The sequence below is a fragment of the Edaphobacter sp. genome (genome assembly GCF_035763405.1).
In the GTDB taxonomy this organism is placed as follows: Bacteria; Acidobacteriota; Terriglobia; order Terriglobales; family Acidobacteriaceae; genus Edaphobacter.
Window position 1 is genome coordinate 34,326 of the sequence record NZ_DASUBE010000042.1, and the last position, 12,381, is coordinate 46,706.

The following is a 12,381-nucleotide window of genomic DNA, read 5'->3' on the forward strand; positions in this document are numbered from 1 at the left end:
GGAAATGCAATGAGCATTGGGTCGTCTCTTCGAAACGTATCGCGTACCACCGTTGCATCTACGCCATTGCGCGGCGCAATCAAGACAACGCTTCTGTGCGCGACGCTCTTCATCGGCGCAACACCGTGGAGCTTCGCAGCAGACACCACTGCGCGCCAGCAGGCCGCCACGCTCAACAACGTCGGCACGTCGCTGATGGGCCAGCAGCTCCTCCAGAAGGCCGAAGAAAAGTTCGATGCCGCCTACAAAGCGGACCCAACGCTTGCACTCGCCGAGACCAACAAAGGCATCGCGCTGCTCTATCTGCAAAAGCTGCCCGAAGCGAAGACCGCACTTGAACACTCTGCCCAGCAGGCGCCCGACGATCCGCACACCTGGTACGTGCTCGGCCTGCTCTACCGCAGTCAGAACCAGCTTCAGGATGGCATCAAGGCATTCCAGCGCGTCGTCGCGCTTGCGCCCGCAAACGCCGACGCCCACTACTTCCTCGGCTCCTTCCAGTTTGAACTGCACGACCTGCCCGTCTCCGTCGCCGAATATCAGGAGGCGCTCAAGCTCAATCCGCTGCACGCTTCGGCGGAGTTCGGCATGGCGCGCGCGTTGCAGCGCCAGGGCAAGACCACAGAAGCCCGCGCCGCATTTGATCGATTCAAAGACATCACCACAGCCAAACTCGCTACACCCTTCTCGCACAACTACGGCGAAGAAGGCAGCCTGGGCACTACGGAGGACGCACCCGGCGGCGCGCTCAAAGCTCCGCCAATGATTCCGGTCGCGTTCACGCAAGCGTGGAGCGCGCCTGCCGATGAGAAGGCAAGCGCGAGCCAGCACGCAGGCGCGTGCCTCATCGATCTCGACAACTCCGGACACCCCAGTCTCGTCCTCATGGGCCACGGTCAGAATGCAGTGCGCGTCTTTCGCAACAACGGCACAGGCAGCTTCAACCTGCTCACGCCCTCCGAGACCGGCCTCGCCGTCAGCGGAGACGGCGTAGCCTGCGCAGCCGGTGACTTCGACAACGATGGCCTGCCCGACCTCGCGCTTGCCATGAGCGACCGCCTGCTGCTCTTCCGCAACCTCGGCAACGGCAAGTTCGCCGATGTCACCAAAGAGTCAGGAATCACACCGGCAAATCATCCCACCGGTGTCATCTTTGTCGACTTCGATCACGACGGCGACCTCGACCTCTTCGTCACCGGCGAAGCAGTGAACGGGGTCGGCCCGAACGTCCTCTGGCGAAACAACGGCAACAAGACCTTCACCGAGTGGACCAAAGAGACTGGCCTCGCGGGCAGCGGCAGCACGATGCAAGCCACCCTCTCGGACCTGAACAACGACCGCGCCGTCGACCTGCTCGTCACCGGTCCGGGTGCGCCCACCTTCTACGCCAATCCGCGCGAGGGCGCATTCCACGCCTCTCCGCTCTACACCGATGCCGCTCTGCCGCCCGCCACCGGCGTCGCTGTGTTCGACTTCAACAAAGACGGCTGGATGGACGTTGCCCTTACGCACGCAGGGGCGCCCGGCGTCACGCTCTGGCGCAACGTCGATGGCAAGCGATTCGAGCGCATTCCCCTGCCGCTCAACGATGCAACGCGCGGCTACGGCGTCGCGGCGCTCGACATCGACAACGACGGCTGGATCGATCTCGCTGCTCTCGTTGAAACCGCAAACGGCCCCGCGCTGCGCGTCTTCCGCAACATCGGCGCAGACGGCTTCGCCGATGTCAGCGCGCAGCTCAAGCTCGATGCCGTCAAGCTCACCGCCCCACACTCGCTGCTCGCCGCCGACATCGACGGCGACGGGGCAACCGACCTGCTCGTCACCGAGCAAGACGGCGCGGCGCTTGTGCTGCACAACGAAGGCGGCAGCAAAAATCATTCGCTGCGCATCTCGCTCAAGGGCCTGGCCGACAACAAGAGCGCCATCGGCACCAAGGTCCAGGTCTTTGCCAACGACATGTGGCAGAAGTGGGAGGTCACGACGCCGGGCGACATCATCGCCGGCATCGGCAGTGCTGACAAAGCTGATCTCGTGCGCCTGCTCTGGCCCACCGGCGTTCCGCAGGACGAGATCGACGTCAGCGCCGCCAGGCGGCTCTCGCTCGCTGAACTCGACCGCCGCGGCAGTTCGTGCCCTACGCTCTTCGCATGGGACGGCAGCAAGTTCACCTTCGTCGCTGACGTAATCGGCGCAGGCGTCGTCGGCCACTGGGTTGCGCCACGCGAACGCAACACGCCCGACCCTGACGAGTGGATCAAGATCGACGGCTCGCAACTCAAAGCACGCGCGGGCAGGCTCGCGCTGCGCTTCGGTGAACCGATGGAGGAGGTCAATTACATCGACCAGGTGCGCCTGGTCGCCATCGACCACCCGGCAGGCACCCAGGTCTATCCCGACGAAGGCTTCCTCAGCGAGCCGCCCTTCGCCACCGGCAAAACCATCGTCAGCGCACACGCGCGTCTGCCACTCGCGGCGTGGGACGACCACGGCAACAACGTCCTCCCACAGCTCTCCCACATCGACCACACCTACGTGCGCGACTTCACCGACCTCAGCTTTGCGGGCTTTGCCAACCAGCACACGCTCACGTTCGACCTCGGCGCGTGGAACGCCGCCAATCCGCTGCGTCTGCTGCTGCACGGCTACGTCGAATACTTCTCCGCAAGCTCGATGTATGCCGCATGGCAGGCTGGCATCTCTCCCATCCCGCCATACGTCGAAGCCCAGCTCGCCAACGGATCATGGAAGCGCGTCGTCAACGACATGGGCTTCCCCGCCGGACTGCCGCGCACCGTCGTCGTCGATCTCACCGGCAAGCTGCCCCCCGGCACGCGCCGCATCCGCATCACGACGAACCTGCAAATTTACTGGGACCAGGCGCTCATCGACAACGACCCCGCCGCATCGAGCGCCGGTCATCTCCGCCAGACCGAGCTTCCGCTTGCCTCTGCTGACCTCGCCTTCCGCGGCTATCCGCAACAGCTCGACGGCAAAACTCCCGGCGACCTCAATTACAACTACCAGCGCATCAGCCAGACTGGCCCCTTCATACCGCAACGCGGAGCGTATACGCGCTACGGCGACGTCACTCCCCTGCTCCGCCGCGTTGACGACGAGTACGTCATCTTCGGCACGGGCGAAGACATGGACCTCGAATTCAACGCCGCTGCCGCGCCTTCACTCCCCAAAGGCTGGGTGCGCGACTACTTCTTCTACGCCAACGGCTTCGTCAAAGACATGGATTTCTACGAAGGCAGTCCCTTCACCGTCAGTGCGATGCCGTTCCACGGCATGACCACCTACCCCTATCCGTCGAGCGAGCAGTACCCGACAAACCGCGCGCACATCGCCTATCAACTCCAGTGGAACAACCGCTTCGAGTCCGGCGAGCCCAGCGCCGGCGAACAATATCAATTCGACTACGTGCCCTCCGTCTCCACACCTGATGCACCTGCGAGGAGCAGCAAGCGATGAGCGACCTCGTAACAAAGCCCGCTGTCGAGCTGCTCTCGCTACTCGGCTCGCGTAAAATCTCGCCGCTCGAACTGGCGGAAGAACACATCCGCCAGATAGAAATGCTGAACCCGCAACTCAACGCGCTCATCGACTTCAACCCCGACCGCGTGCGCGCGCAGGCCGCTGCGCTCAGCCAATCCAGCACACCAAAGGGCCCGCTGCACGGCCTTCCCATCACCGTCAAAGCATCGATCGCAGTCGCGGGCCATCGCTCGGAGACCGGCAGCCTCATCAACAAAGGCTGCACGCCCACCGAAGATGCGGTCATCGTCGCGCGCGCGCGGCAGGCGGGCGCAATCATTCTGGGCACGACGAACTGCCCGGAGTTCCTGATGGCCTACGAGACCGACAACCTGCTCTACGGGCCGACCTCCAACCCATGGGACCTCACCCGCACCGCCGGAGGCTCCAGCGGTGGCGAATCCGCAGCCATCGCCGCGGGATTCTCGGCCGCAGGCTTCGGCAGCGATAGCGGCGGCTCCGTGCGCACCCCCGCGCACTTCACCGGCATCTGTGCGCTGAAACCCACGCCGGGTCGCATTCCCGCGCGTGGCCATCTGCCTCCGTGCGTCGGCCCGTTTTCGCTCATCGGGACCATCGGCCCCATGGCCCGCACCGTTGCCGACGTCGCGCTGCTCTTCCAGACTCTCTCCGGGCGTGACGATGCCGACCCCACCGGTGCACCTGTGGCACTGCGCCAATACACCATCGAAGAATTGAAATCCATCCACATCGGCTTCCTCGAAGACGACGGCCACACGCCCGTCACGCCGGAGACCCGCCAGGCCATCCGCGAAACCGTGCGCTCACTGCGCAAGCAGGGCTTCCACGTCGAGCCCTTCCATCCGCGCGCACTTGAACAAGCGCGTCAGCTTTGGTGGAAGTTCTTCGTCCGCGCGGGCGCCATGTTCTTCGACCCGGTCATCGCCGGCCGCGAAGCCGACCTGAGCCCCACGTTCCGAGGCTTCCTCGACATTGCCCACCAAGACCCGCCTCTCACCGGCGAAGAGCTCCTCTTTGCCTGGGCAGAAAGCGATGTCATTCGCGCGAAGCTGCTTGAAGAGATGCGCCGCTTCCCTGTCCTCATCACGCCGGTCTGTTCGGTCCCCGCATTCCGACACGGCGAACGCTCCTGGATCATCGACGGCCAACGAGTCGAGTACCTCGACGCCATGCGCTACACGCAATGGTTCAACCTGCTCGGCTCACCTGCTGCTGTTGTCCCCGCAGGCTGGTCCACCGAGGGCCTCCCCATCGGCGTGCAGATCGCAGGCCGCCCCTACGAGGATGAACTCGTGCTTGGCATCGCCGCCACCATCGAGCGCGACTTCGGCTACATCGCCCCGCCCATCGCCGTCAACGCATAAAGAGCGCCATTCCCCCGTCTGTCACCAGTTGCGCCTGTCCCGACGGCGCGTGCGCTCTCCCTTGCGCCAATCACGATGAACGCAGCGTGAATGATTTTTTATGCATGATTTAGTCGAACTTCATTTCACGGCCAGTAAATGGCAGAGTCCATTTCTGACATACGACCCGAGCACTGACATGGAAATCAATCCGGGCGGTCAGCACTTCAACAGAGAGGTCATCATGCGTCATTCCATCTTCAGGCCAGCCCATCTCCTCATCGCACTCCTTATCGCCATCGCGCCATTCGCGATGGCCCAGGTCTCCACCGGGACCATCGCGGGCGACGTCACCGACAGCACAGGCGCGGCCGTATCCAACGCCACCGTCCTCGTCACCAACACCGCCACCGGCGTCGTCACCCAAACTGTTACCGGCAGCAGCGGACTTTACAACGCGCCCAATCTCCAGCCCGGTCCATACATCGTCTCCATCTCCGCGCCGGGGTTCTCGCAACAGATCGTCCGTAATATCGAGCTGACCGTCGGCGCGCAGAACGAGACCAACTTCGTCCTCAAGGTCGGGGCCGCTTCAGAAAAAATCGTCGTCACCTCCGCCCCGCCGCAGATCGACATGGTCACATCCACCACCATGCCCGTCGTCAATCAGAAAACCATCGTCGATCTCCCGCTCAACGGACGCGACTGGACGCAACTCGCCAGCCTTCAGCCCGGAGTCGCCGCCGTCCGCACGCAGCCTGCGGTTGCCGTCACCAACCAGCGCGCCAATCGCGGCGTTGGCAACCAGCTCACCGTAGGCGGCGCGCGCCCACAGCAGAACAACTATCGCGTCGACGGCATCAGCATCAACGACTACTCCAACGGCGGCCCCGGCGGCGTCATCGGCTCCAACCTCGGCGTCGATGCCATTCAGGAGTTCTCCGTTGTTACCTCGAACGCTTCTGCCGACTACGGCAAGACAGCCGGCGGCATCATCAACGCCGTCACGCGCTCCGGCACCAACCGGCTCCACGGCTCCGCCTACGAGTTCTTCCGCAACTCCGCGCTCGACGCTCGCAACGAATTCGATGCCCCTGGCAAAATCGCCGAATTCCGCCGCAATCAGTTCGGCGTCTCCGCTGGCGGTCCCATCATCAAAGACCACACCTTCCTCTTCGGCGACTACGAAGGTCTGCGCCAATATCAAGGCGCCAACACCTCCAGTCTCGTGCCCAACGCGGACGCGCGCAGCGGTCTTCTCTGCCAGTCCTCCGGCGGCAACCCTTGCGCTTCCAAGAAACAATTCGCCGTCAACTCAGCCGTCGCGCCTTACTTCACCTTCTATCCATCGCCCAACTCCGGCACGCTCAACAGTCCCACCAGCGATGTCGGCGCCTTCCTCTTCAACGACCCATTCACCAGCCACGAAAACTACTTCACCATCCGCGTCGATCACAAAATATCCGACAGCGACTCTCTCAACGGGACCTACTTCTACGACAACGGCAACCTCACCTCCCCAGACCCCTTCAATGTCCGCATCACCGGCAACATCGCCAGGCGCAAGCTAGCCACCATCGGCGAGTCGCATGTCTTCTCCGCCAACCTGCTCAACTCCATCAAGATTGGCTACAGCGGCGTCATGTCCGACGCCCCCACCACGCTTGCCGCCATCAACCCCGCAGCAGGCGACACCTCGCTCGGCTTCGTCCCCGGCATTCCCGTCGGACTCATCAACATCGGAGGCGTCTCGAACTTCCAGGGCGGTCTCCGCGCCACCGGCGAGTTCAACTTCCGCCTCAACTCCTACCAGCTCTACGATGATGTCTACTTCACCCACGGCAAGCACTCGCTGAAGTTCGGATTCGCCTTCGAGCGCCTCCAGAACAACCAGCTCGGCACGGCCAACCCCAACGGCCAATTCATCTTCTCGAACCTGCAATCCTTCGTCACCAATAATCCCTCAAGCTTCAACGCGCCGCTCGCGCAGGGTGTCTCGCCGCGCGACCTCCGCCAGTCCGTCTTCGGCGGCTACGTCAACGACAACTACCGCCTCTCCAACAACCTCACCCTCAACCTCGGCGTCCGCTACGAGCCTGTCACCGTTCCCACCGAAACCGCCAACCGCATCGCCAACCTCGTCAACCTCACCGACTCGCAACCCCGCATCGGCAACCCCTACTTCAACAACGCCAGCTTCAAAAACATCGCCCCGCGCGTCGGTTTCGCATGGGACCCCTTCGGCAAGAGCATGACCAGCATCCACGGCGGCTACGGCATCTACGACGCCCAGATGCTGAACTACCTCTTCGAGGGTCTTTCCATCTTCACCGCGCCCTATCTCTCGCTGGGCAACAACGCCGCACCCGGCCTCGGCTCCTTCCCCAAGGGCGCGTATGCCGCGCTCGCCGCCGCTCCCGGCACCAGCCTGCGCTACTCGCACGCAGATCCCAACCCTAAGCGCAGCTACGTGCAGGAGTACAGCTTCAACATCCAGCAACAGCTTCCCTATGACTTCGTCGCCGAAGTCGGCTACGCAGGCTCTCGCGGCACGCACCTTCCCTACCGCGTGGATGACGTCAATACCGTCCAGCCAGTCAGAACCAACGGAGGCTACTTCTTCTACGGACCCAACGGCACATCCTCGCCCTCACCCGCTGCGCTCACCGCAGCCAAGCTCAACCCGAACGTCGGCCAGATCAGCGCTCTCTTTATGACCGGCTACTCGCACTACAACTCACTCCAGGCCTCGCTCACCAAACACTTCTCACGTCATACTCAGTTCCAGGCGTCGTACACCTGGGCAAAATCCATCGACGACGGCTCCTCATCCACCTTCGGCGACACCTTCGCCAACTCTGTCTCCAGCCTGCCCATCTGGGCGCCCGACCGTCGCCGCGGCGTCTCCGACTTCAACCTCGCGCAGAATATCGTGCTGAACTATCTGATCGAACTGCCGACCATCTCCAAATCCAACGCCGCCGGCCTGCTCGTGAACGGCTGGCAATGGGGAGGCATCTTCCAGGCCAGCACCGGCGAACCCTTCACCCCGCAGATCAGCGGCGACTCCCTCAACCTCCACGGCAACGACAACTTCGCCTTCCCCGACCGCATCACCGGCAACGGCTGCTCCGGCAATCCCGTGCAGTCCGTCAGTCCCGCCAACCGACACTATGTGAAGACGAGTTGTTTCGCCTTCCCATCCTTCGACGCCGTCAGCGGCCTCACCCACCTTGGCACGGCCGCGCGCAACTCGATCATCGGCCCCGGCCTCGCGGACTTCGACACCTCGCTCGTCAAAAATACGAAGCTCTCGCGCATCTCCGAGTCGGCAACGCTTCAGTTCCGCGCCGAACTCTTCAACGTCCTCAACCATGTCAACTACGCCACACCACCCAAATCCGGCGCACTGCTCTTCGGCCAGAACGGCGCGCCTCTGGGAGGTGGCGGCGTGCTGGTCGGCCCAACGGCCTCCAGCTCCCGGCAGGCCCAATTCGCACTGAAACTACTTTTCTAAATCAGCCGCACTTCAATCCGCTTCGCGCCGCGATCCAGCAGCGTGATCTTGAAGCTGCGAATCTGTCCGGCCCGCACCGGTTCAGCCTTCACTTCGCTGGCTGCGGGCCCGTTCTTCCACTTCGCCGCAAGCATCGAACTGAGCGACGAAAGATCCACCGCACCCGTACTCTGCGCCTGCTCCTGAGCCGCGGCAGGCACACTCACACGACCCGTGGCGATGATTCCTTCGCCCAGCTCGACCGTCGCGTGGCCGTCGGCGATCTCCATCAGCCGCCCCGTCACCACATCGCCCAGTTTGTGCTCGACGATATATTCGTCAAGGCCCGTCGGCACCATCTGCTTCATGCTCAGCCGCAACTGACGCTTCTCGCGGTCAACCTCCAGCACCTTCACCTTCACAACCTGCCCGACGCGAAGCACATCCTGCGGGCGCTCCACGCGCTTCTCCGCCGAGATCTCCGAGACGTGAATCATCCCCTCGACGCCTTCGGCAAGCTGCACAAACGCTCCGAACTTCGTGAAGCCCGTCACCGGCCCTTCCGCAGCCGAGCCCACCGGAAACTTCGCCGCCACATCGACCCACGGATCGCCCAGCGCCTGCTTCAGACCCAGCGACATGCGCCGCTCGGCCTGCTGAACGCCCAGCACCATCACCTCCACCACATCGCCCACCTTCAGCATGTCGCCGGCCTTGCGCACCTTCTTCGCCCACGACATCTCCGACACGTGGACCATGCCCTCGACGCCCGGCTCCAACTCTACAAACGCGCCGAAGTCCGCGACGCGCGTCACCGTACCACGCACGCGCTCGCCCGCCGTGTACTTGCCCGCCGTCGCGTCCCACGGATGCTGCTGAAGCTGCTTCATCCCCAGCGAGATCCGACGCCCCTCGGCGTCCACCTTCAACACCTTCGCTTCAATCTGCTGCCCCACCGTCAACACATCCGCAGCTTTGCCAACCCTGTGCCACGCGATGTCCGCAACGTGCAACAGCCCATCCACGCCGCCAATCTCGACGAACGCGCCGTAGTCCATCAAGCTGCGCACCGTGCCGGTCACAATGTCGCCCTCGCGCACCTCGGAGAAACGCTTCTCCTTCGCCGACCGCTCTTCTTCTTCAACCACCGCGCGCCGGTCCACCACCACATCTTCGTCAGCCGCGTCCAGCTTGGTGATGCGGCAGCGAATCTCCTGCCCCACCAGCTTTTCCATCTCGGCTGCGTCACGCACGCCGCTGCGCGACGCGGGCATAAACGCGCGCACGCCAACGTCCACGCTCAGCCCGCCCTTCACCACGGCGGTCACTGTTCCGGCAATCACGGCCTTGTCGGCAAACGCACGTTCCAGCGCCGACCAGTCCTTCGGCTGCTCCACGCGCATCCGCGAAAGTTCCAGATAGCCCTCTTCGTTGCGCCCCTTCACCGTCACCAGTAGCTTGTCGCCCACAGCCGGTGTCTCGCCCGCGCTCTCAAACAGAGCCACCGGCAATACGCCTTCGGACTTGAAGCCAATATCGACAAACACCCACTCGGCGCTCACCGCGACAACGGTTCCCTCCAGCCGTCCGCCGCTCTCGCCTGTTCGGTGCTGATGGCTCTGCTCATACTGAGAGAGCATCTGGTCGAACGACTCGACGCCTTCGTTCGCTTCAATAGGGGTTTCAGCTTCGGGAATACCGGGGTTGGACATGAACAGCTACAGCCTCGCAATCACTGGATTGCAGCCAGAATATCACCGCAAACCAGACCACAACCGGCTGCCCCATCTTCGCAAGGGCCGGGTGCCCCATCTTCGCGACGGCTTCATTGTCGCTACGGTGGGCCCGCCAATTCACACCGCGGCCTTACTCGCCCTTGTCCTCGGTCTCCAGCATCTGCAAACACAACGGCCGCTCCAACATGCAGTCCATCTTCGCAATCGAGACCAGCGCCTTCTCCACCGTCGAAGTCAGACACGCCTCCGTCGTCACCACAAACGGCAGCCTGTGTTTCGGATACCCACGCCGCTGCAACAGCGAGTCGATATTCACGCTCACCTTCGCCAGCGCACCCGAGATGCCAGAGACGATTCCCGGCCTGTCGTCCACCACAAACCGCAGGTAGTGCGGGGCCATGAAGTCGCCTGTCACCTGCCGCTTGCGTACCGGCAGCTCCACCGTCTTGCACCCCTGCGCCACGGCCAGCAGGTCCGAGACCACAGCCACCGCCGTAGGCTCGCCGCCCGCACCGTGGCCCGAGAAGACCACATCGCCGCCGAACTCGCCGCTCGCCACCACCATATTCAGCGTGCCGTGCGACCACGCCAGCGGAGAAGCCAGCGGCACCAGCATCGGCGCAACACGCGCATGAACCAGCGAGCCTTCCACCTGCGCGCGCGAGATCTGCCGGATCGTCGAGTTCAGCTCCTTCGCATACGAAAAATCGACGGCCTCAACGGTCGAGATCGTCTGCGTCGCCACCGCATCCGGGTCCAGCTCCGCGTGCATCGCAATCCGCGACAGAATGCACAGCTTCGCCCGCGCATCGTAGCCGTCTACATCCGCCGAAGGATCGGCCTCGGCGTAGCCAAGCTGCTGCGCGTCCGCCAGCACCGTGGCGTAGTCCGCGCCAGACTCCATGCGGCTCAGAATGTAATTGCACGTGCCATTCACAATGCCGCTCAGCCGCGTCACCCGATCGCCGCCAAGCCCTTGCAGTATCCCCGGAATCACCGGCACTCCGCCGGCGACCGCCGCGCCATGCACCAGATGCACGTGATGCTCAGTCGCCAGCCTTTGCAGGCTCGCGCCGCGATACGCAATGAGCTGCTTGTTCGCCGTCACCACGCTCTTGCCCGAAGCGAGCGCCTTGCGAATCCAGCTCTCCGTCGGGTTCAGCCCGCCCGTCAATTCGATGACAACATCCACATCCGAGCGCAGAATCTCATCTACATTCTCGGTCCACTTCACCGATCCGGGCACCCACTTCGCCGCATCCGAAGCACGCTTGCGCGCCACGTTGCGGTTGAAGATCTGCGTCAGCTCAATGCCCTGAAACCTCTGCTTCGCCAGCACGCGCGCCACCGAGCTGCCCACCGTGCCAAACCCGAGCAGCGCCACCTTCACCGCCGCATCCTTCTTCACCGCTTGCTTCTTCTTCGTAGCCATCGATCAGCAAACCTCTGAATATTCTTCTACGTTTGAATTACCTTCTGGCATTTCCATTCCGCAGCCCTTTTGCATTTCCATGCCGCAGCACAGCGGAGGAATCTGCTTTTGCCCTTCTTCAACCCAGCCACTAACCTCCGGGTGCCTCATCCATCGCGGCTTCATGCGATGGGTGGGAATGAGTAACCCTGGTGTCCTGTCCCTGAAGTTCACAACATCATTCAAGTTGTCATCCTGAGCGGAGTTTGGCGGTCTTTACGCCAAACGGAGCCGAAGGACCTGCGGTTTGCGATTCCAATTTATGCTAAGAACTTTCGAGACACCACACTAGTAATCCATCCTCCCCGCCTGCTTCCGCCACACGTCGAAACTCGCTCGCGCCTTCTCCGGCAGCAAATTCACCGCCGGAATCTTTCGTGCGCCGACAGGCCGCTTCATCTCTTCGTACAAAAACTCATCGTCAAAACCGGCCGCCGCCGCGTCTGCCGCTGTGCTGCCATAGAAGATCGCATCGCAACGCGCCCAGTAGATTGCCGCCAGACACATCGGACACGGCTCGCAGCTTGTATAGATCGAGCAGCCATTCAACTGGAAGCTGCCCAGCGCCTCGCACGCATTGCGGACCGCCGTCACCTCTGCATGTGCTGTGGGGTCATTCGTCGCAGTCACCAGATTCACTCCGGTGGCCACCACTTTGCCGTCACGCACAACGACCGCGCCGAACGGTCCTCCGCGTCCCGACGTCACATTCTCCGTCGCCAGCGCGATTGCCTTCTCCATAAAGATTGGATTGCCTTGCATCGGCTCTGTATCCTTACACTCGGATTGCGCGGAGGCCCTTGCGGGATATTG

General features: G+C 62.9%; 6 protein-coding genes. 3 read left to right on the plus strand and 3 right to left on the minus strand.

The window, feature by feature from the left end:
- Positions 1-9: 9 nt before the first annotated feature.
- The 3 genes from VFU66_RS03815 (at position 10) to VFU66_RS03825 (ending at position 8,382) form a co-directional block, all read left to right on the plus strand.
- Positions 10-3,477 carry a CRTAC1 family protein gene (locus tag VFU66_RS03815; RefSeq protein ID WP_326444908.1) on the plus strand — a complete coding sequence of 1,156 codons (3,468 nt, stop codon included), beginning with the start codon at positions 10-12 and terminating at the stop codon, positions 3,475-3,477.
- The gene (locus VFU66_RS03820) at positions 3,474-4,886 is read left to right on the plus strand and encodes an amidase (protein ID WP_326444909.1); all 1,413 of its coding nucleotides are present in this window, start codon (positions 3,474-3,476) and stop codon (positions 4,884-4,886) included. The genes VFU66_RS03815 and VFU66_RS03820 overlap by 4 nt, the downstream gene beginning before the upstream one ends.
- 178 nt (positions 4,887-5,064) lie before the next feature.
- Complete coding sequence (locus tag VFU66_RS03825) at positions 5,065-8,382, plus strand: TonB-dependent receptor (RefSeq protein WP_326444910.1); 3,318 nt, start codon at positions 5,065-5,067, stop codon at positions 8,380-8,382.
- Here VFU66_RS03825 and VFU66_RS03830 read toward each other — a convergent pair.
- From VFU66_RS03830 to VFU66_RS03840, 3 genes are all read right to left on the minus strand, one after another.
- Positions 8,379-10,073 (minus strand): 30S ribosomal protein S1, encoded by a 1,695-nt coding sequence (locus VFU66_RS03830; protein WP_326444911.1) that lies wholly within the window; start codon positions 10,071-10,073, stop codon positions 8,379-8,381. The two genes, VFU66_RS03825 and VFU66_RS03830, sit on opposite strands and share 4 nt — an antisense overlap.
- Positions 10,074-10,227: 154 nt before the next feature.
- A complete protein-coding gene (locus VFU66_RS03835) occupies positions 10,228-11,529 on the minus strand; it encodes a homoserine dehydrogenase (protein WP_326444912.1) in 1,302 nt (433 codons plus the stop codon).
- A gap of 327 nt (positions 11,530-11,856) precedes the next feature.
- Positions 11,857-12,330 (minus strand): nucleoside deaminase, encoded by a 474-nt coding sequence (locus tag VFU66_RS03840; protein ID WP_326444914.1) that lies wholly within the window; start codon positions 12,328-12,330, stop codon positions 11,857-11,859.
- Positions 12,331-12,381 lie beyond the last annotated feature (51 nt).

Excerpts from the sequence above, each read along its gene's own strand:
- VFU66_RS03820 (WP_326444909.1), top strand. The coding sequence starts at position 3,474 with ATGAGCGACCTCGTAACAAAGCCCGCTGTCGAGCTGCTCTCGCTACTC.
- VFU66_RS03840 (WP_326444914.1), bottom strand. The coding sequence starts at position 12,330 with ATGCAAGGCAATCCAATCTTTATGGAGAAGGCAATCGCGCTGGCGACG.
- VFU66_RS03835 (WP_326444912.1), bottom strand. The coding sequence starts at position 11,529 with ATGGCTACGAAGAAGAAGCAAGCGGTGAAGAAGGATGCGGCGGTGAAG.
- VFU66_RS03830 (WP_326444911.1), bottom strand. The coding sequence starts at position 10,073 with ATGTCCAACCCCGGTATTCCCGAAGCTGAAACCCCTATTGAAGCGAAC.
- VFU66_RS03815 (WP_326444908.1), top strand. The coding sequence starts at position 10 with ATGAGCATTGGGTCGTCTCTTCGAAACGTATCGCGTACCACCGTTGCA.
- VFU66_RS03825 (WP_326444910.1), top strand. The coding sequence starts at position 5,065 with ATGGAAATCAATCCGGGCGGTCAGCACTTCAACAGAGAGGTCATCATG.